This is a genomic window from Marinobacter sediminum, assembly GCF_016820575.1.
GTDB classification, from domain to species: Bacteria; Pseudomonadota; Gammaproteobacteria; order Pseudomonadales; family Oleiphilaceae; genus Marinobacter; species Marinobacter sediminum.
Map to the genome: position 1 here is coordinate 54740 of NZ_JAEMQH010000001.1, position 20323 is coordinate 75062.

At 58.4% G+C, this 20323-nt stretch carries 19 protein-coding genes; 9 read left to right on the forward strand and 10 right to left on the reverse strand.

The window, feature by feature from the left end:
- Positions 1–77: 77 nt before the first annotated feature.
- From FGO67_RS00240 to FGO67_RS00255, 4 genes are all read right to left on the reverse strand, one after another.
- Positions 78–2222: a RelA/SpoT family protein gene (locus tag FGO67_RS00240; RefSeq protein ID WP_203298749.1), complete on the reverse strand. Its 2145-nt coding sequence runs from the start codon at positions 2220–2222 to the stop codon at positions 78–80.
- 168 nt (positions 2223–2390) lie between these two features.
- Positions 2391–2603: a DNA-directed RNA polymerase subunit omega gene (gene rpoZ, locus FGO67_RS00245; RefSeq protein WP_041340923.1), complete on the reverse strand. Its 213-nt coding sequence runs from the start codon at positions 2601–2603 to the stop codon at positions 2391–2393.
- An 89-nt stretch (positions 2604–2692) separates the two neighbouring features.
- Positions 2693–3319 (reverse strand): guanylate kinase, encoded by a 627-nt coding sequence (gene gmk / locus FGO67_RS00250; RefSeq protein ID WP_203298750.1) that lies wholly within the window; start codon positions 3317–3319, stop codon positions 2693–2695.
- 101 nt (positions 3320–3420) lie between these two features.
- Complete coding sequence (locus FGO67_RS00255; RefSeq protein ID WP_203298751.1) at positions 3421–4287, reverse strand: YicC/YloC family endoribonuclease; 867 nt, start codon at positions 4285–4287, stop codon at positions 3421–3423.
- 187 nt (positions 4288–4474) lie between these two features.
- On the opposite strand from FGO67_RS00255, the gene rph reads away from it, so the two are divergent.
- Positions 4475–5191 carry a ribonuclease PH gene (gene rph / locus FGO67_RS00260; RefSeq protein ID WP_203298752.1) on the forward strand — a complete coding sequence of 239 codons (717 nt, stop codon included), beginning with the start codon at positions 4475–4477 and terminating at the stop codon, positions 5189–5191.
- Positions 5192–5340: 149 nt separating this feature from the next.
- On the opposite strand, the gene FGO67_RS00265 is transcribed toward rph, so the two are convergent.
- Positions 5341–6147, reverse strand: a complete 807-nt coding sequence (locus tag FGO67_RS00265; protein WP_041340914.1) for an exodeoxyribonuclease III — start codon at positions 6145–6147, stop codon at positions 5341–5343.
- Between the two features lie 81 nt (positions 6148–6228).
- Here FGO67_RS00265 and pyrE point away from each other — a divergent pair, with 81 nt between their 5' ends.
- Both pyrE and FGO67_RS00275 read left to right on the forward strand, forming a co-directional pair.
- Positions 6229–6867 carry an orotate phosphoribosyltransferase gene (gene pyrE / locus FGO67_RS00270; protein WP_203298753.1) on the forward strand — a complete coding sequence of 213 codons (639 nt, stop codon included), beginning with the start codon at positions 6229–6231 and terminating at the stop codon, positions 6865–6867.
- A gap of 3 nt (positions 6868–6870) precedes the next feature.
- Positions 6871–7533, forward strand: coding sequence for a DUF4124 domain-containing protein (locus tag FGO67_RS00275; RefSeq protein ID WP_203298754.1), 663 nt, complete (start codon positions 6871–6873; stop codon positions 7531–7533).
- 114 nt (positions 7534–7647) lie between these two features.
- On the opposite strand, the gene FGO67_RS00280 is transcribed toward FGO67_RS00275, so the two are convergent.
- The gene (locus tag FGO67_RS00280) at positions 7648–8058 is read right to left on the reverse strand and encodes a hypothetical protein (RefSeq protein WP_203298755.1); all 411 of its coding nucleotides are present in this window, start codon (positions 8056–8058) and stop codon (positions 7648–7650) included.
- 148 nt (positions 8059–8206) lie between these two features.
- Positions 8207–8548, reverse strand: a complete 342-nt coding sequence (locus tag FGO67_RS00285; RefSeq protein WP_203298756.1) for a DUF2782 domain-containing protein — start codon at positions 8546–8548, stop codon at positions 8207–8209.
- 87 nt (positions 8549–8635) lie between these two features.
- On the opposite strand from FGO67_RS00285, the gene polA reads away from it, so the two are divergent.
- Positions 8636–11359 (forward strand): DNA polymerase I, encoded by a 2724-nt coding sequence (gene polA, locus FGO67_RS00290; RefSeq protein WP_203298757.1) that lies wholly within the window; start codon positions 8636–8638, stop codon positions 11357–11359.
- Positions 11360–11648: 289 nt separating this feature from the next.
- Positions 11649–12029: a hypothetical protein gene (locus FGO67_RS00295; RefSeq protein WP_203298758.1), complete on the forward strand. Its 381-nt coding sequence runs from the start codon at positions 11649–11651 to the stop codon at positions 12027–12029.
- A 43-nt stretch (positions 12030–12072) separates the two neighbouring features.
- On the opposite strand, the gene FGO67_RS00300 is transcribed toward FGO67_RS00295, so the two are convergent.
- From FGO67_RS00300 to FGO67_RS00310, 3 genes are all read right to left on the reverse strand, one after another.
- The gene (locus FGO67_RS00300) at positions 12073–13452 is read right to left on the reverse strand and encodes an OmpP1/FadL family transporter (protein WP_420844492.1); all 1380 of its coding nucleotides are present in this window, start codon (positions 13450–13452) and stop codon (positions 12073–12075) included.
- Positions 13453–13553: 101 nt separating this feature from the next.
- Positions 13554–14675, reverse strand: a complete 1122-nt coding sequence (locus FGO67_RS00305; protein ID WP_203298760.1) for a PilT/PilU family type 4a pilus ATPase — start codon at positions 14673–14675, stop codon at positions 13554–13556.
- Between the two features lie 41 nt (positions 14676–14716).
- Positions 14717–15751, reverse strand: a complete 1035-nt coding sequence (locus FGO67_RS00310) for a type IV pilus twitching motility protein PilT (protein WP_203298761.1) — start codon at positions 15749–15751, stop codon at positions 14717–14719.
- A gap of 141 nt (positions 15752–15892) precedes the next feature.
- On the opposite strand from FGO67_RS00310, the gene FGO67_RS00315 reads away from it, so the two are divergent.
- From FGO67_RS00315 to FGO67_RS00330, 4 genes are all read left to right on the forward strand, one after another.
- On the forward strand, positions 15893–16597 hold the full coding sequence (locus tag FGO67_RS00315; protein WP_203298762.1) for a YggS family pyridoxal phosphate-dependent enzyme: 705 nt from the start codon (positions 15893–15895) through the stop codon (positions 16595–16597).
- A gap of 62 nt (positions 16598–16659) precedes the next feature.
- Positions 16660–17493, forward strand: coding sequence for a pyrroline-5-carboxylate reductase (proC, locus tag FGO67_RS00320; protein ID WP_203298763.1), 834 nt, complete (start codon positions 16660–16662; stop codon positions 17491–17493).
- A 22-nt stretch (positions 17494–17515) separates the two neighbouring features.
- Positions 17516–18100 carry a YggT family protein gene (locus FGO67_RS00325; protein ID WP_041340886.1) on the forward strand — a complete coding sequence of 195 codons (585 nt, stop codon included), beginning with the start codon at positions 17516–17518 and terminating at the stop codon, positions 18098–18100.
- Positions 18101–18357: 257 nt separating this feature from the next.
- The gene (locus tag FGO67_RS00330) at positions 18358–20322 is read left to right on the forward strand and encodes a dynamin family protein (RefSeq protein ID WP_203298764.1); all 1965 of its coding nucleotides are present in this window, start codon (positions 18358–18360) and stop codon (positions 20320–20322) included.
- Position 20323 lies beyond the last annotated feature (1 nt).

A 20323-nucleotide genomic window follows, 5' to 3' on the forward strand; every position in this document is an offset into this window, starting at 1 on the left:
AACGCCAATCGTCACCTCTGGGCGCGGCTGCTGTCAACCAGACGTTGGGAGAGATGGCTTACGCCGCACCGGACGGGTCAGTGACGAACCCGCCCGATGTGGGTCACCGCACGGATGTTCTTCACCCGCCGCATGACCCGCGCCAAATGCCGGCGTCCGTTTACATGCAACACCAGGCTGACGATGCTGAACTTGGCGTTCTGCTCTTCCACGTTGATGCGCTCGACGTTGCCATCGGCCATCGCTATGGCATTGGCGACTTCTGCGATCACACCGCGTTGGCGCTCCAGCTCAACCCGAAGCTCAACCGAGAACTCGTCGGCAATGTCCTTGGCCCACTTGAGATGGGTCAGGCGGGCGCGCCCCTCATCGTCTTCCGGCAAGCGGGAGCAAGTGTCAGAATGAATCACCATGCCTTTGCCGGAATCCATCATGCCCACCACCGGATCGCCCGGAATGGGTTTGCAGCAACTGGCAAAGCGCACCAACAGGCCTTCCGTACCACGAATCGTAACCGGGCTGTTCTCGCCGCTGCCATGCACCTCTTCCGCCACCTCGGCAATCGGGGACGACTCGGCGCCAGTCACCAACTGCCGCGCCACCAGGTAGGCCATGCGATTACCCAAGCCAATATCCGCAATCAGGTCATCCAGGCTATTGACCTGGTTGTGACTCACCACGGCCTGAACCTGCACATCGCCGATGTCCGCCAACCGGGTACCAAAGCCTTTCAGGGATTTCTTCAGGAGGGTCTTGCCCAGCTCCAGCGATTCAGCCCGTTTCTGATGCTTGAGTACGTGGCGAATGCTGCTGCGCGCCTTACCGGTTACCACGAAACTGAGCCAAGCCGGGTTAGGCCGGGCGCCCGGCGCGGTGATCACCTCCACCGTCTGTCCGCTCTGAAGCGGCTGACTCAGGGAACTCAGATTCCGGTTGATCCGGCACGCCACGGTAGCGTTACCGATATCGGTGTGGATGGCGTAGGCAAAGTCCACCGGCGTGGCGCCGCTGGGCAGTTCCATGATCTTGCCCTTGGGAGTGAAGACATAGATCTCGTCCGGGAACAGATCGACCTTCACGTGCTCGATAAACTCCAGGGAGTCATCGGCGCGCTCGCGCATCTCCATCAGCCCCTTCACCCAACGATCCACTCGGGCCTGGTTGGCGTTGGACACGCTGCTCGGATCGCTCTTGTACATCCAATGGGCGGCGATGCCGTTGTTGGCAATGTGCTCCATCTCCTCGGTACGGATCTGGATCTCGATATTCACGTGCATGCCAAACAACGTGGTGTGAATGGACTGGTAGCCGTTGGCTTTGGGCATGGCAATGTAATCTTTAAAACGCCCCGGCAGCGGCTTGTACAAGCTGTGCACAGCACCCAGGATGCGGTAACAGTCGTCCTCGGTGTCGGTAATAATCCGGAACGCGTACACATCCATGATTTCGTGGAAGGATTTCTGCTTGAACTTCATCTTGTTGTAGATGCTGTTCAGGTGTTTCTCGCGCCCCTGGATGCGCCCTGGCAAGCCACGTTCTTCCAGCTTTTCCTGCAACTTGCCGCGGATCTCTTCGATGATCTCGCGATGACTGCCCCGCAGCTTGTCCACCGCCTTGGAGATGTACTTGGAGCGCATCGGATAAAGCGAGGAGAAGCCCAGGTCTTCCAGTTCGGTACAGATGGAATGCATACCGAGGCGATTGGCGATGGGGGCGTAGATGTCCAGGGTTTCGGTGGCGATGCGCTGGCGCTTTTCGTAGGGCATGGGGCCCAGCGTGCGCATGTTGTGCAGGCGGTCGGCAAGCTTTACCAGGATAACCCGGATATCCCGCGCCATGGCCAGGGTCATCTTCTGGAAATTTTCCGCCTGGGCTTCCGCTCGGGACCGGAATTCAATCTGGGTCAGCTTGCTGACACCGTCGACCAGTTCGGCCACGTCATCGCCAAACTGCTCGGCCAGGGCATCCTTGGGAATGCCGGTGTCTTCGATGACATCGTGGAGCATGGCCGCCATCAGGCTCTGATGGTCAAGCCTCAGGTCGGCCAGGATGTGGGCAACGGCCAATGGGTGGGTGATGTAACGATCACCGCTTTTGCGCATCTGCCCTTCATGGGCCTGTTCGGCATAATAGTAGGCGCGTCGCACCTGATTGATGCGATTGGTATCCAGATAGGTACTGAGCTCTTTCGCCAGCCCCTCAACCGTAGCCTCTGCCGACACCGCGCCTCCGTATACTTATGAAATCCAGGGACAAAAAAACCCGAATGCACGCATCCGGGTCCTTCCTGATCCTGCCAACAACGTCCGTTCTATAGCTACACTATAAAGCGCCGAGACAGATTTCAATGCTTCCGAGGCGCGGATACGTATTTGTACCCGTACCTGAGGTCACTCGTCGTCGTCTTCCTGCAACAACTCACGACCTACTTTACCTTCAGCAATCTCGCGCAGGGCGATAACTGTCGGCTTGTCGTTCTCTTCAGCCACCGCCGGTTCCGCACCTTTGGTCGCAAGCTGACGGGCACGCTTGGTAGCCAGCATCACCAGCTGGAAGCGGTTATCAACGTTTTCCAGACAATCTTCAACGGTAACTCGTGCCATAACTTCCCCGAAAATAAAATGACTGATCTAGCAGACCGCGTAGTTTACTGCGCCCGGCTCAATTTGTATACAGCAACAAGCACCACAAACTACTGCGACAACTGGGTCAGCAGCTCGCTGTGGCGATCCTGCTGCACCCCGATACGCACCCGCTGACTGCGGACAATGGCCAGCAGATCCGCCAGCGCCACATCAAAGTCGTCATTCACCACCAGGAAATCGAACTCCAGTGCGTGCCGGCACTCATCCCTGGCCTCGGTCAGGCGACGCTCCACCACGTCCGGTGCGTCGGTACCACGCCCGGTCAGGCGCTCCCGTAGAGTTGCCGCCGACGGCGGCACGATGAAAATACTCACGCACTCGGGCATCAGCCGTCGCACCTGTTCCGCGCCCTGCCAGTCGATCTCCAGGATAACGTCCTGGCCACGGGCCAGAGTTTCGCGAACCCAGATGTGAGAGGTGCCGTAATAGTTGCCAAACACGTCGGCATGCTCCAGGAACTCACCCCGTGCGATCATCGCCTCGAATTCATCGCGACTCACAAAGTGATAGTTAACGCCATCCTGCTCGCCTTCGCGCATCGGCCGGGTGGTATGGGAAATCGACACACCCAGTTTATCGTCGTTGCCGAGCATGGCAGCCACCAGACTGGTCTTGCCAGCACCGGACGGCGCCGAAATAACGTACAGCGTACCCTGCTCAACTGTCGGGCTCATGAACAAACAACTCCAACCTGCATGCATTCAATAGCCCCACTGGATCCCCAGCGGCGCCTGGAAAACGCCGGATTATACGGTTTTCGGCCGGCCTCCGCACGTCACTCCAGGTTCTGCACCTGTTCGCGCATCTGCTCGATCAGCACTTTCAGATCCACCGCTGAGCGGGTCACCCTCGCATCAATACTCTTGCTGCTAAGGGTGTTGGCTTCGCGGTTCAGTTCCTGCATCAGGAAATCCAGCCGACGACCAATGGCATCGTCACCCTGGAGGGTATCGGTAACCTCACCAATGTGAGCGTCCAGGCGATCAAGTTCCTCCGCCACATCACTCTTTTGGGCCAGCATCACCATTTCCTGGGCCACGCGCTCTGGCTCCAGCTCAACGCCGGCCTTCTCGAACCGGCTGCGCAGGCTCTCTTCCTGCGCAGCCAGCAAGTCCGGCATTAGCGCGCGCACTTCGGTGACCAGCCGGGTCATGGTGGCCAGGCGCTCATCGAACAACGGCCGCAACCGCTCGCCTTCCCGCTCACGCACAGTCACCAGGTCACGCACCGTGTCTTCGAACAGAGCCTTGGCGGCGTCCCGGGCCGGACCGTAATCCTGCTCAGTTACCGACAGCACACCCGGCCAGCGCAGGATATCCAGGGCGCTGATGTGAGCCGGATTATCCAGAATCCGATTGACGTGATTAGCGGCCTCATTGACCGCCTTCGCCATGTCGTCATTGATCTCGAAACTCTGTGACGCCTTATCCGCCGACTGCAGTCGCATGGACACGTCGACTTTGCCCCGCTTCAGCTGCTTGCGAAGCTCCTCCCGGAACGGGTTTTCCAGCTCGCGAAATGCCTCGGGCAACCGGAACGAAGGCTCCAGGTAGCGATGATTGACCGTGCGAATTTCACACGTCAGCGTACCCCAGTCTCCCTGAACATCCTTTCGGGCAAACGCGGTCATACTTCGAATCATGGCAACTCCGGTCATGGTGGACGACAGTAAATCGAGTTTAACAGGCTCTGAACGCCCTCGGCGAGCCTGACCGCTCCCAAGCCAAACCGGCTTGACCGACGTGTTATACTGCCCGCCCTTTCGAAAACTCAAACGGGATCATCCCGGACATCAATCCAGACACCAACCACAGAATTCAGGAATAACTATGCGACCAAGTGGCAGAACACCCGAGCAACCCAGAGACGTGCGAATCACCCGGAATTACACCCGTCACGCCGAAGGTTCGGTACTGGTGGAATTTGGTGACACCAAAGTGATCTGCACCGCCTCTGTCGAAAACAAAGTACCGCCATTTCTCCGTGGCGAAGGCAAAGGCTGGATCACCGCCGAATACGGCATGCTACCGCGCTCAACCGGCAGCCGCATGGGCCGCGAAGCCGCACGCGGCAAGCAGGGCGGACGCACCGTCGAAATCCAGCGCCTGATCGGCCGATCCCTGCGTGCCGCTGTTGACCTGAGCGCATTGGGCGAGCACAGCATCACCATCGACTGCGACGTTATCCAGGCCGATGGCGGTACCCGCACCGCAGCCATCACCGGCGGCTGTGTGGCCCTGGTAGATGCCCTGAATCACCTGGTCGCTGAAAAGCGCCTGAAGAAATCACCGCTCAAGCAGATGGTCGCGGCCTTCTCCGTGGGCGTCTACAAAGGGACGCCGGTAGTTGATCTGGACTATCCGGAAGACTCCGAAGCCGAAACCGACATGAACGTGATCATGACCGACCAGGGCGGGTTTATTGAGATCCAGGGTACTGCCGAAGGTGCGCCGTTCGTGAAGGACGAACTGGACAGCATGCTGGACCTGGCCAAGACCGGCATTGAGCAGCTGTTCGAGATTCAGAAGGCAGCACTGGAAGCTTAAAGGAAGACTGCAGACAATTGGGGCGCTGGCAGTGATGCCGCTCCCCAGAATGTTGGAGGCCATGGATGGCCGAAAACAAGCGTACAGGGACGTACTCGCAGCGGTTCTGGGGAGCGGCATTACTGCCAGCGCGTCCCCAGACCGAATGCTTAAAAGCCGATCTCAATGTCGTAATCCATGATCACCGGCGCGTGATCAGAGAACCGGGTTGAGCCATCAATCCAGCCATCCAGGATGGTATTGCGAATGCCCGGAGTCAGCAGGTGGTAATCCACCCGGATACCCGCATTGCGACGCGCACCCTCAGCCTGCTCAGGCCACCAGGTAAACTGGTTGCTCTGCTTGTTAATCTCACGGAAGGCATCAATACAGCCCATTTCATCGAACAGGCGATCCAGCCATGCCCGTTCATGGGGCAGGAAGCCGGAAAAATCGTGCTTGTGGTACAGCGGACTGGCATCGGTCACGTGATGGGCGGTCTGAAGATTGGCACAGAGGACAAACTGACGGCGCTTGCGCAGAGTCTTTTGCATATGCAGGCCGAAGCCTTCCAGGAACTCATCCTTATGATCCAGCACCGTGAGATCATCTTCACCAATGAGCTCCTCTTCACGCCCCAGGGCGCAGGGCGCCAGCACACAGCCTACCGACACCTTGTCAAAGTCAGCCTGAATAAAGCGCCCCTCGCGATCAGCCTGCTCGTTGGCAAACCCGTACATGATGGCCTTCGGGAAATGGCGGGTGTAAATGCCAACACCACCATCCTCGTTCTTCTCGCCATCAATAAAGTAGGCCTGATACCCCTCTGGGATGAGGTTATAGTCCTCGATCTCATAGGCACGCATGCGGTGATCCTGAACGCAGATAACGTCAGCATCCTGATCCGCCAGCCAGTCAAATAAACCTTTGTCAACGGCCTGAGCAAGCCCGTTAACGCTGATAGATACTACGCGCATACGTGTTCCCTGATTCGGTTTGTGTGTATGATACCGTTTTCACACGTTAAATAAAGATCCACACCCGCCAGAAGCCTTGCCATGCACGACTATCAGCGAAACTTCATCGAATTTGCCATCCGCCGGAATGTTCTTCGTTTTGGCGAATTTACGCTCAAATCCGGCCGCACAAGTCCGTACTTTTTTAATGCGGGACTGTTCAACACCGGCGACGATCTACTTCAATTAAGCAAGGCCTATGCCGCCGCGATAGAACGCAGCGGGCTAGAGTATGACATCATCTTTGGGCCTGCCTATAAGGGCATTCCGTTGGCCACCGTAACCGCCATGGCGCTGGCTACAGACGGTAACAGCAAACCTTTTGCCTTCAACCGCAAAGAAAAGAAAGATCATGGTGAAGGCGGCAACATTGTCGGCGCCCCATTGCAGGGCAAGGTCCTGATCGTCGATGATGTTATTACCGCAGGCACTGCCATTCGCGAATCCATGGATCTGATTCGCAATGCCGGTGCTGAACCGGCAGGTGTGCTGATTGCACTGGATCGCCAGGAAAAAGGCAACGGTGAGCTATCCGCGATCCAGGAAGTGGAGCAGGAATTTGGCGTCCCGGTGATCAGCATTATCCGCCTGGAACAGGTTCTGGATTACCTAAAGGCCAACCCGGATTTTGCCGGCCACGCCGAAAAGGTCGCCAGTTATCGGGATCGCTACGGAGTCTGATTGATGGCCAGACGCTCTGCTCCTTCCAGATTCTCAGCAGTGAAAATCACTGCCTCTGCTGTTTTGGCGTTCAGCCTGGTCGCCACCGCAGAAGCCGGCATGTACCGCTACACTGACGAGAACGGGCAGATGGTCATCAGCAATACCATTCCCCAGGAAGCGACCAAACGAGGCTACGAAATTCTGGGCAGCAGTGGCCGCGTGATTGAGACCATCCCTCCTGCCCCGACCGAAGAAGAAATAGCGGCTCGGGAAGCGGAAAAGCAACGTCAGAAAGAACTGGCCGCACAACAGGAACTAGACCGGCAGCTGCTGAAACGCTACAGCCATCCCGACCAGGCTGTTCGCGCCATGCACCGGAAAATCCGCGAACTGGAAGGCCTGATTCAACTCAAGCGCGGTAACATCTCCGTCATTTCCAGCCAACTGGACAGCGAACAAAGCCGGGCTGCGAACATCGAGCGTTCCGGCGGCACCATTCCCGAGTCCATGCTCGAAAAAATCCGGCGCCTGGAATCTCAGATCCGCGATCTCGAACGGGAAATCAGCATCCAGAGCCAGGAAATTGATGAACTCCGGGCCGACTTCGAGGCCGATATCAAGCGCCTTGAACAGGTGACCGGCGAACCCCGAACCCTCACCCTGGACACGTCCAGCGAGCAATAAGGCCAGGCCACGCAAGGCCCTTCAAGAAAGTCCAGACACAAAAAAGGCGGTGGTTTTCAAAACCACCGCCTTTTTTAGTTGCGGCCACCAACTGCCGGTGGCCGCTTCAACGTCTTAGGCAGACGCAGTTGTCTTCTTGGCAGCAGCGCCCTTACGCGCTGTGCTCTTGCGTGCAGCCGGCTTCTTGTCGGTTGCAGCAGCTTTGGCGCTTTGAGCAACGCTGGTTACTTCGTCAGCGGTTTCAGAAACAGCGTCTTGCGCTTCTTTCTCAAGCTTGGCAACCAGGTCGGCTGCGAAGTTACCGAAACGGCTGTTCAGGCTGCGCAGTTGCTCGAACAGGCTGTCGCTGTAGCCGTTGTAACGGGTGCGCAGGCTCTTGACGCTGTATTCACGCGCTTCGGATTCCAGCTTCTCGGCGTAATCAAACGGCTTGGAGGCCAGCTTCTTCTGCTGCTCTTCCGCGGCGTTGATGCCCTTCTCAACGATTTCCTGAATCTGTTCCTGATAGGATTTGAGTTTACCCATGTCTAAATCTCCTGAGGTTTGCCAAAACATTTTTGGTCCAGCGGCCAAGCGTTAAGCGCCCGCCTTCTCTGATCAACGAATGCCAATCTACGGAGAAAAATTAGAATGTTCATACTAAAACCGAACATGGGCGGGATAGCAGTTCTACCTACCAGCGGAACAGCACCCAGCTGGGCACGAGCATGTCGGATTCGGTTTCCTGAATCCAGCCGCCACCGTCTGAGGGCACCAGGTAATACTCGGAGCCAACTTCCGGCACCACCTTGATCTCCATGAGCTGACCGTTTACCCGGTACTCGTAGAATACCTCGTTCTCACCGGGACGAATCACAATCTGAGGTCCTTCACTGGTCGGCTGATAGTCCGAAATCACCACCGGTTCGTCGGGCGTCTGGACCAGAGTGCCATCGAGGGAGCCGCTTTCCTGGGCGATGACGGCACCGGACGAGCAGGCAAGGAGCAAGGCCACCGGACGGGCGAATCGTTTCATTTTCGTGATACCCTTTTGCGAATTGAATTCATTACAGAGTTGCACAAGCCAACCAACGCTTCAATCAGAATCCGGACCCCTGTAGACATGACTGAGCAAAAGACCCCACCCGTGGTTCTTGTGGACGGTTCGTCCTACCTTTTCCGCGCCTATCACGCACTGCCCCCGCTAATGACCAGCAAGAACCAACCAACCGGCGCGATCAAAGGGGTGATCAGCATGCTCCGGCGCCTGGAGCAGGATTTTCCCGGCTCCAAAATGGTGGTGGTGTTCGATGCCAAGGGTAAGACTTTCCGGCACGAGATGTACGACGAGTACAAGGCCAACCGTCCGCCCATGCCAGACGACCTGGCCTGCCAGATAGCTCCCATCCACGAGATTGTCCAGGCCATGGGCCTACCACTGCTGATCGTCTCCGGCGTGGAAGCGGACGACGTTATTGGAACCCTGGCTCACGAGGCCACCAGCAAAGGCATTGAGGTGGTGGTCTCCACCGGCGACAAGGACATGGCGCAGTTGGTTAGCGACCACGTCACGCTGATCAACACCATGACCGAAACCCGCATGGACCGGGACGGTGTGGTGGAGAAATTTGGTGTCACCCCCGAGCAGATTATCGACTACCTGGCTCTGGTCGGCGACAAAGTCGACAACATTCCCGGGGTGAACAAGTGTGGCCCGAAAACGGCGGTGAAATGGCTTCAGAGCTACCAGGACATCGACAACCTGATGGCCCACGCGGACGAGATCAAAGGCAAGATCGGCGAGTACCTGCGGGACGCCACCAAGACCCTGCCCCTGAGCCGCGAGCTGGCCACAATCAAAACTGACGTTGATCTTGAGTTCGGCCTTGAAGACCTGAAGCTGCGCGAGCAGAAAGACGATGAGCTGCGGGAACTGTTCCAGGAGTATGAATTCCGCACCTGGGTTGCCGAACTGGAATCCGGCAGCGACTCGGCGGGCAAAGCCGAGGCCCCGAAAGCCCAAAAACCTGCTGTGGAAAAGCGCTACAGCATCATCACCGACCAAGGTGAGCTGGACACCTGGCTGGAGCGCCTGCGGAAATCAGACCTGTTTGCCTTCGACACCGAGACCACCAGCCTGCGTTACAGCGAGGCCGAAGTGGTTGGCGTGTCATTCGCCGTCGAACCCGGCGAAGCCGCCTACCTGCCTCTGGGCCACGACTACATGGGCGCCCCGGACCAGCTCGACCGGGATACTGTGCTGGCACAGCTGAAACCCCTGCTGGAAGACCCGAACCAGGCCAAGGTCGGTCAGAACCTGAAATACGACAAGAACGTGCTGGCCAATCACGGCATCACCCTGGAGGGCATTGCCGAAGACACCATGCTGGAGTCGTATGTGCTCAACTCGGTGTCCAGTCGTCACGACATGGACACTCTGGCTCGACAGTACCTGGACGAAAGCACCACCACCTTCGAATCCATCGCCGGCAAAGGCGCCAAACAGCTCACCTTTAACCAGATCGAACTGGACAAGGCCGGGCCCTATGCGGCAGAAGATGCCGACATCACCCTGCGCCTGCATCAGGTGCTGACGCCCCAGCTGGAAAAAACCGGCAAACTGGCCTCGGTGTACCGGGACATTGATCTGCCCCTGGTCCCCGTACTCTCCCGCATGGAGCAGCGCGGCACCCTGATCAATGCCAGCACCCTGAGAAAGCACAGCCAGGAATTGGCCGAGCGTATGGCCGAACTGGAGCAGGAAGCCCACGAGGTCGCCGGTGAAACTTTTAACCTGGGCTCCCCCAAGCAGCTGCAGGCCATTTTTTACGAGAAGATGGGCCTGCCGGTCATAAAGAAAACGCCGAAAGGCGCTCCCTCAACCGCCGAGCCTGTGCTGCAAGAGCTTGCCCACGAGCATGAACTGCCGCGGCTGATCCTGGAACACCGCAGCCTGAGCAAACTCAAGTCAACCTACACTGATACCCTGCCAGAGCTGATCAGCCACCGCACCGGACGGGTCCACACCTCCTATCACCAGGCGGTAACCGCAACCGGCCGGCTGTCGTCGTCCGAGCCCAATCTGCAGAACATCCCCATACGCAGCGAACAGGGCCGCCGCATCCGCCAGGCCTTCGTGGCACCAGAGGGTTACAAGCTGTTGGCGGCCGACTACTCCCAGATTGAGCTGCGGATCATGGCGCATCTGTCCGGTGACAAAGGGCTGCTGACCGCGTTCGAAAAAGGCGAGGACATCCACAAGGCAACCGCGGCAGAGGTGTTCGGAGTTGCGCTGGACGAGGTCTCCGGCGACCAGCGGCGCAGCGCCAAGGCAATTAACTTTGGCCTGATCTACGGCATGTCCGCCTTTGGCCTGGCCCGCCAGCTGGATGTTGAACGCAAGGTCGCCCAGGCCTACATCGACAAGTACTTCGAACGCTACCCGGGTGTCCTCACCTACATGGACAACATCCGCAAACAGGCCCACGACGACGGCTTTGTGGAAACCTTGTACGGACGCCGGCTCTACCTGCCGGAGATCAACGCCCGCAACAAGCAGCTGCAGCAAGCTGCCGAGCGTACGGCCATTAACGCCCCCATGCAGGGGACGGCCGCCGACATCATCAAACGGGCCATGATCGAGGTGGAGTCCTGGCTGCTTCGGGACCACGCTGACGACGCCCGCATGACCATGCAGGTGCACGACGAACTGATCCTGGAAGTGAAGGAATCGGCTCTGGACGCGGTCCGGGAAGGCCTGGTGCAGCGGATGTCTGCCGCCGCCAGCCTGGATGTGCCACTGCTGGTAGAAGCCGGCGTCGGCGACAACTGGGACGAAGCCCACTAACAACGAAGACCTTTGAGCCTTAACCTGGCGCCGGGCCCTCTCCCGGTGCCAGGGACATCCACCAAAACGGGGCAGATGCCGCCAATTTGCACTGAAACAAAGCGCATTTTTTAACCAGCTCATCCATGCCTCACCTTCGCCCCAACCTTCACACCCTGACTTTCCAGTGACCTCCACGCCTTTCATAGGAAGCGGCACGATATTCGCAACGTGAGTCAGGTCGACAGGGCCCAGTCCCAAGGGACCGCGCCCTGCCATGTTGTGACACCCCTATTCCGAGGCCGAAACCATGACATCCCTGGCATCTGAACGAAGCTGGCTGCTGGACCCGGGTCTGCTGAAACTGGTTCATCAATGTCGTCGCCTGATCCGCTCCGAATTTGGCGTGAAACTGCACCTGACAGAAGAACATCTGGAGCAACAACTGGCGGAATACGCCAGCAAAACCCGCTCTAGCCACCTGACTCGCACCTGGAAAACCCTGCAGGAACAGGTGCCGCACTTGTGTGTGGAAACGGAAAGCGAGGAGGAATCAGCGACACCAAAACGACTCTATCGGGGCCAGGAGATTGCTGAAGACAGTCGACAGACGGCAACGGGGCGCGACTCGGAGGGAGAAGACCTGCCACGGCAGAAGAAAGTCATCTACCGTGGCCAGGTGGTGGGCTGATTGCTTGCTGGGGATTACAAGCTACTGATCAGCCGGTGATGGCTTAAAATGCTTTGCTTACCTGAACGGATGCGCTCCAGGCGCTGAGTTCGTAGGTGCCCTGGTAGTTGGCAGGCGATGACGGCTCAGTCGGGTTCTGGTGGGTGTATTCGCGATCGTTGACCTCGGCATCATCCTCAAAAATCAGCGTGCCGATCGCCGCGTCGACGGTCCAGCCGTTACGAATATCCTGCCACTGGGTACCAAGGGTCAGCCAGTGACGGTCCTCGGACGGAATCCGTGCTGTGACATACTGATCCACCGGCGACTCGTCCCAGGCATAACCCGCTTTGAACGCCCACTGCGGGCTGGCCTGCCAGATACCACCCAGATTGAACTGCCAGGTGTTCTTCCAGCGCTCGGTGATGTGAGTGATGTAGGTGCCCGGCTCCGATGAGCGGGTAATTTCGCCGTTGGCTTCCCGGCTGATGATGTCCAGCTCTTCGAACCGGCTCCAACGCGCGTAGGTAGCGCCCGCCAAAACGGTGACTTCATCGGTCAACCGATGCCGGGCACCGAAGGTGATGCTCTCCGGAATCGCCAGCGGCACGGTAACTTTCTCATTCAGAGTCGTGGTCTGGGCGTAAGTCGGCGGCACTGGCACGTCGCTGATCTCCGCGTCTCCCTTCAGCTCCAGCTCGGTACCGGTCTGAGCGGTCAGACCAAACTGGGTACTCTCCGAAAGTTCGTACAAAAAACCAACCCGGAAAGTCACACCGACATCGTCGCCTTCGATGTCGGCGTAGGGCTCCGGCAAGACCACGGCCGCCGCACCGGCATCATCGCTGAGGTCCTGGTACCGGCTTAGCCGACCTTCGGCGTACATGATATTGAGCCCCGCCCCCATGGACAGGCCCTGGCCATTGCTCACCGATATCGAGGGCGTGAACGCAATGGCGGTCAACTCGGTTTTATCAGCAAAGAACCGGCCGGCGAAATCGTTGTCATAATCGGCGGCTAGCCCGTAGGGGGCATGAATGCCAAAGCCAACGTCCACGTTGTCGTTCAACTCATGGGTCAGGTAGAAATTCGGCAGCACCGCAGGATCGGCAATGTCACCGCCATCAGTGGCCGGCTGCACAGGTACGGAAGGATTTTTTCGGGTAACGGAAATGCTGTCCTGCTTGGACTTGGCATCGATATCCAGCACCGCTGCGCCAAACGACATGTTGGTGCCAGACAACTGGCTCATGCCGGCGGGGTTGAACAGGACGGTGGTGGCGTTCTCAGGATTGGCGGCCACGCCAGCATTGGCCACACCCATGGCGCTGGCGCTTTGTTCGTTCAGGGAAAAGCCACCGGCCAGAGCAGTGGCTGGCGCCGTCATGACCGCCAGCGTGGTCAGGCGAATGGCACGGGCAAGCAGTGGGGGTCTCATGTGCAGGTATCTCCGTAGCAATTTCGCGCGGAGTATACGCAGCACAGCTATCTGGCCTCAAATGCCAAGACTACTCATTCAAGATACTAATAATTAACGACTTTCCTCTAATCGTCCTGAATCGACAACTTATCAACGCTGGACGACAGCTGATCTGCACCCTGAGCATCCGCCCCGAGCTTGATCATCAGGCGCAGGTCGTTGGCAGAATCGGCATGGCCCAAGGCATCTTCGTAGGTGATAGAGCCTTCTGCGTAGAGCTTGTACAGGGCCTGGTCGAAGGTCTGCATGCCGGTTTCGTTAGACTTGGCCATCAGCTCCTTGAGCTTGTGCACCTCGCCTTTGCGAATCATGTCGGCAACCAACGGCGAGTTGATCAGCACTTCAATGACCGCCTTCCGGCCCTTGCCATCCGGCGTGGGAACCAACTGCTGAGCCACAATGGCCTTCAGGTTCAGGGACAGATCCATCCAGATCTGGTTGTGCTGTTCCGGGGGAAAGAACTGAATAATCCGATCCAGCGCCTGGTTAGCGTTGTTGGCGTGCAGGGTGGCCAGGCACAGGTGCCCGGTTTCGGCGAACTGCACCGAGTATTCCATGGTCTGACGGGTGCGCACCTCGCCAATCAGGATAACGTCAGGGGCCTGACGCAGGGTGTTTTTCAGAGCCACCTCAAAACTCTCCGTATCGATACCCACCTCGCGCTGGGTCACGATGCAGCCCTGGTGCTGGTGCACGAATTCAATCGGATCTTCGATGGAAATTATATGGCCACGACTGTTGCGGTTGCGGTGCCCGAGCATCGCCGCCAGCGACGTCGATTTACCGGTACCGGTGGCGCCAACAAACATAATCAGACCGCGCTTGGTCATGGCCAGCTCTTTAATCACCTCAGGCAACGCCAGGTCGTCGATCTGCGGAATCTTGACCTCAATGCGACGCAGCACCATGCCGCACAGGTTGCGCTGGAAAAAGGCGCTGACCCGGAAACGGCCAATTCCCCGGGCACTGATGGCGAAGTTGCACTCGTGGGTTTCCTCGAATTCCGCGCGCTGCTTGTCGTTCATCGAACCGTAGACGAATTCCCGGGTCTGCTCCGGTGTCAGGGCATTCTTGGTCACCGGTAGCACTTTACCGTTCACCTTCATGCTGGGCGGAACGCCCGCGGTGATGAACAGGTCCGAACCGCCCTTTTCGACCATCAAACGCAGCAGCTTCTCAAATTCCATATGAACACCTGTGGTTTTTCCTGGTTCTTGTTAGTCGCCGATCAGAAATTGTCTGGCATCTTGGCCTTGGCGCGGGCCGCTTCGCGTGAAATCAGCCCCTTCTGCAGCAGCCGTTCCAGGCACTGATCCAGGGTCTGCATGCCCAGCGACCCGCCGGTTTGAATCGATGAGTACATCTGGGCAATTTTGTCTTCGCGGATCAGGTTCCGGATGGCGGAGGTGCCGATCATGATTTCGTGGGCGGCAATCCGGCCACCACCCATTTTCTTCATCAGGGTCTGGGAGATAACCGCCTGCAGGGACTCGGACAGCATTGAGCGGACCATGGATTTCTCTTCGGCCGGGAACACGTCAACAACCCGGTCGATGGTCTTGGCCGCTGAGGTGGTGTGCAGGGTGCCGAAAACCAGGTGGCCGGTTTCCGCCGCCGTTAGCGCCAAACGGATGGTTTCCAGGTCTCGCAGCTCGCCGACCAGAATGATGTCCGGATCTTCCCGCAGCGCCGAGCGCAGGGCTTCGTTGAAGCCGAGGGTGTCTCGATGCACTTCACGCTGGTTGACCAGGCACTTCTTGGATTCATGTACGAATTCGATCGGGTCCTCAATGGTGAGGACGTGTTCATAACGGGTGTCGTTGATGTAGTCCATCATCGCCGCCAGCGTGGTGGACTTACCGGAGCCGGTCGGCCCGGTGACCAGCACCAGCCCGCGTGGCACCGAGGAGATGTCCTTGAAGGTCTGCCCCATGCCTAGGTCTTCCATGGTCAGAACCTTGGAAGGGATGGTCCGGAACACAGCACCGGCGCCCCGGTTCTGATTAAAGGCGTTGACACGGAAACGGGCGACCCCGGGAACTTCAAACGAGAAGTCGGTTTCCAAAAATTCCTCGTAGTCCTTTCGCTGCTTGTCGTTCATGATGTCATAAATCAGCCCGTGCACCTCTTTGTGCTCCATGGGCGGAAGGTTGATACGACGTACATCACCATCAACGCGAATCATCGGCGGCAGGCCAGCAGAGAGGTGCAAGTCCGACGCACCCTGTTTGGCCGAGAAGGCAAGCAGTTCAGTAATATCCATAGGAATCCTCGGAAGGCTTTTTCTTTTATCCCGGTAGCGTCGGTCCGGCGGATTTCCCGGCGCGGTTCACTTGGCATTTCAGTGACCTGCGGGTAACGTGTCACCGTACAGGTGGCACACCGAACGTGGCGATTTCACACTATGAGCAGCATAGCAGACAACATCGGGAGCGTAACCCGACGCATACAAAAAGCAACATTGAAAGCGGGCCGGGAGCCCGGCTCTGTGCGCCTGTTGGCAGTCAGCAAGACCCGAACCGCGGAGGACCTGAGAGCGGCGATTGCCGCCGGACAGACCGCATTCGGGGAAAACTACCTGCAGGAAGCTCTCGATAAGATCGACGCGCTGGCCGATATCGCCGGGATCGACTGGCACTTCATCGGGCCGATCCAGTCCAACAAGACCCGACAGATCGCCACCGCCTTCTCCTGGGTCCATAGCGTCGACCGCCTCAAGATTGCCCGGCGCCTGAGCGAGCAGCGGGCCGCCGAGCTGCCGCCATTGAATATCTGTCTCCAGGTCAATATTAATGAAGAAGACAGCAAGGCCGGCTGTACGCTGGAGGAGCTGCCTGACCTGGTGCTGGCTATCGGCGAGTTAGCGAACCTGTCGCTGCGCGGCTTAATGGCCATCCCCGATCCGGACCAGCCCGAGGCGGAGCTTCGGCTCAGTTTTCGCCGGCTCACTCAGGCCTTGCACGATCTGAAGGCACAGTACCCAGCCGCAGGGCCGCTGGACACACTGTCCATGGGCATGTCCGGTGACCTGGAAGTTGCCATTGCCGAGGGCGCCACCTGGGTGCGCGTGGGCACCGATGTGTTTGGCGCCCGCGCGGCGAAGAGCTGAAGCTAGCGGATCCTGTTATGATCAGGGCCGGACGTTTAACCGATCAACCGTTGGAGTGAACCTTGAGCACATCACCAACCATTTCATTTATTGGCGCGGGCAACATGGCCAGTGCCATCATTGGCGGTATGCTGGACAGCGGCTACAAAGCTGCGAACATCTGGGTCAGCGCACCGGATGATGGCCATCTGCAGTCTATCCGCAAGAAATTCGGCGTAAGCGTCACCACCGACAATCGGTACTGTGCCCAGCAAGCTGACATGGTCGTTCTGGCGGTCAAACCCCAGGTTATGGCGGACGTCTGCCGCGATATCGCGCCGGTAGTACAGAACACCCGCCCACTGATGGTATCCATTGCCGCGGGCCTGACCGTCGAAACCTTGGACGAATGGCTGGCCGGTGGCCTGCCACTGGTTCGGGTGATGCCCAATACGCCGTCTCTGGTTGGCAAAGGGGCCGCCGGCCTGTTTGCCAATGCCCAGGTTAAGGATGCCCAGAAGAAGATGGTCGAGTCGGTTTTCGAAAGCATCGGCTCCGCGCTCTGGGTTGAGGACGAGAACCTGCTGCACGCAGTGACCGCACTGTCCGGCAGTGGCCCGGCCTATTTTTTCCTCATGCTTGAAGCTCTGGAAGATGTCGCCGTCGACGCCGGCATCGAGGCGGGTACGGCCCGGGAACTGGCCATCCAGACCATGGCCGGGGCAGCGGAAATGGCCGCACGCAGCGAGCACGACCCCGGTCAGCTCAAGCGCAACGTCATGTCTCCTGGTGGCACCACCGAGCAGGCCATCAACACCTTCGAAGAAGGCGGGCTGCGAGATCTGGTCCGCAAAGCATACGGCGCAGCGTTCAAACGCTCGGAAGAAATGGCCAGCGAACTGGCAGGCAAACAGTAACCGATAACGGAGACACGGCTTCATGCTGGCAGACATCCTGATTACGATCCTGCTCATTGCATCCACCTTTTACATGACCATCGTGCTGCTGCGGTTTCTACTGCAGCTGGCCCGGGCGGACTTCTACAACCCGATCTCCCAGTTCGTGGTCAAGGCCACCAACCCGCCCCTGAAGCCGCTGCGCCGTTTCATTCCGGGCTGGGGCGGTATTGATGGCGCATCACTGGTGCTGGCTATCGCCATTCAGGCGATCACCTTCCTCCTGATCCTGATCGCACTGAACGGCGGCATTCCGTCGTTTAATCCCATCACGCTGATGGTGTGGGCCGTGCTGAACGTGCTCGACCTGATCGTGAAGATCTATTTCTGGTCGGTGATTGCCGTGGTGGTGGTGAGCTGGATCGCGCCCGGCAGCGGGCATCCGGCGATTCAACTGGTCGCCCAGATCACCGAACCGGTGATGCGCCCGGTGCGCAATATCATGCCGTCCATGGGCGGCCTGGATCTGTCACCGATCATCGTGTTCCTGATTCTGAACGTGATTTCGGTGGTCATCGAGCACATGAAGATGGCCGCAGGGCTCGGCTCTATCGGCCTCGGTTTGTAAACTGCATCTCAAAAATACATTTCGTTACAGTTCTCGACGAAATCGAATAATCCGAAGCTGCAAGATCATCCCCATGATTTTGCAGCTTTTTTATTGCAAGTCCTGGCGATATAGACGACAGTCTTTTGAGACCCTGACTCCAAAGCTGCGGGGAACAGGATACTATTACCAGTAATTAATCCGCCCTCAAGAGCATCGTGCCCCAAGCTCCCGGCAGTCGCGCAGAAGGCTCGGTAGTAGCGCAGAAGGAAAGATCAATGAATCAGCAGGGAACTCTGTCGCAGCAGGTAGAGGCATACCACAACTGGAAGAAAGAGCTAATCCGACAGATTGGCCGCTACCGGTTATGGCTGCAGGACAACAACCTTTTTTCGGACGATGTCAGTACCCGTATCCGTCACGGCCTGGAACTGCTGGTGGAAGACGAACTGACCATTGCCTTTGTGGGCGAGTACTCCCGCGGCAAAACCGAACTGATTAATGCCCTGTTCTTCTCTGAATACGGCCAGCGTATGCTGCCATCCCAGGCCGGGCGCACTACCATGTGCCCGACCGAACTGTTTTTCGATCGCAGCGCCAACCAGAACTACCTCTTACTGTTACCGATAGAAACCCGCACCGGCGAGCTGTCCCTGCAGCAGCTACGCAAGCTGCCTGAGCGCTGGGTCAAGCACGAACTCGACGAGCGCGACCCCGAAGTCATGCGCGAGGTGCTGGCAGAAGTGGCGCGGGTCAAGAGCGTGCGGCCGGAGGAAGCCCGTCGCCTGGGCTTCGACGAGGAAATGCTGGAGCATGATCGCAACAACCCGGGCCAGGTACTGGTGCCGGCCTGGCGCAATGCCCAGATCAGCATTCGCCACCCACTGTTCGAGCGTGGCTTGCGCATTCTCGACACACCCGGGCTGAACGCTCTCGGCTCTGAGCCTGAGCTGACCATCAGCATGCTGCCCCGGGCCCACGCCGTTATCTTTGTCCTGAGTGCGGACACCGGTGTTACCGCCAGCGACCTGACCATCTGGAAAGAGCACATTGATACCGAGCATGCCGATCACCGGGCCGGACGTTTTGCGGTCCTGAACAAGATCGACGTGCTCTGGGATGACCTGCAGGGCGAAAAGCACACCGAGGACGCCATTGAGCGAGTGCGCGAATACACCGCCGACCACCTGGGTATCCGCCAGCACGATGTCATCCCACTGTCCGCCAAGCAAGGCCTGGTCAGCCGGGTCCGCCGGGATGAGGCACTGTTCGAACGCTCCAACATCGGGCGCCTGGAGCAGCTGATCATCCAACGCATCCTGACGCACAAGGAACAGCTGATTACCCAGAGTCTGATCAATGACCTGCTGGGCATGCTGCAAAACAGTCAGGCTGCAATGCAGACCCGACTGGATTCACTGCAGGAAGAACTGGCGGCCTGCTCCGGCACCACCATGGACAAGGCTGCGCTGGCCCGGCTCGCCGATCGGGCTCAGAAAGACTACGACTTCTACTACAAGAAGCTGATCACCCTGCGCTCCAGCCGTCGCTTGATGGATTCCCAAGGCGACCTGCTGAAGCAGCTCGTGGCCGAGAAACGTTTTGAAGATCACGCCGAACGCATTCGCCAGTCCATGTCGAAAAGCTGGACCACAGCCGGCATGAATCGGGCCATGGATAAGTTCTTTGAACTGCTTGAGGGCGATCTCACCAACCTGTTGAGCGAAGGTCACCTGGCGGAAAAAATGGTGGGCGCCATTTACCGGCGTTACAACGACGACACCCGCGCCCGTCACCTGGAACCCATTCCGCTGCGGGCCGGACGCCACGTCATTGCCGTTCGGGAACTGCGCAAAAAAGCGCGGAGATTCCGCATCAGCCCCAAGAACCTGCTGACTGAGCAGTCCCTGCTGGTGCGCCGCTTCTTCAATGTCATGGTGGGTGAAGCCCGTACCCTGCATGCCCGGGTGCGCACCGACGTTGATCGCTGGCCCCGGGAAGCGCTGTTGCCCATCATGCAGTACTCCATGGAACAGAAGCAGCTGCTGGAACATCAGATCCGGCGCCTGCGGGACATGGTACGCAGCGACCGCGACGGCCGCGCAGAACGGGAACGCCTGCAAAACACCATCTCCGACCTTAGCCGGCAACTGGAATTGGCCGACGCCATGCAGCGCCAGATTCGCAAACCGGCCCCGACCCTGATCCAGCAAAAGGTCGTCAACATCTCCGGGGCGTTCTAAG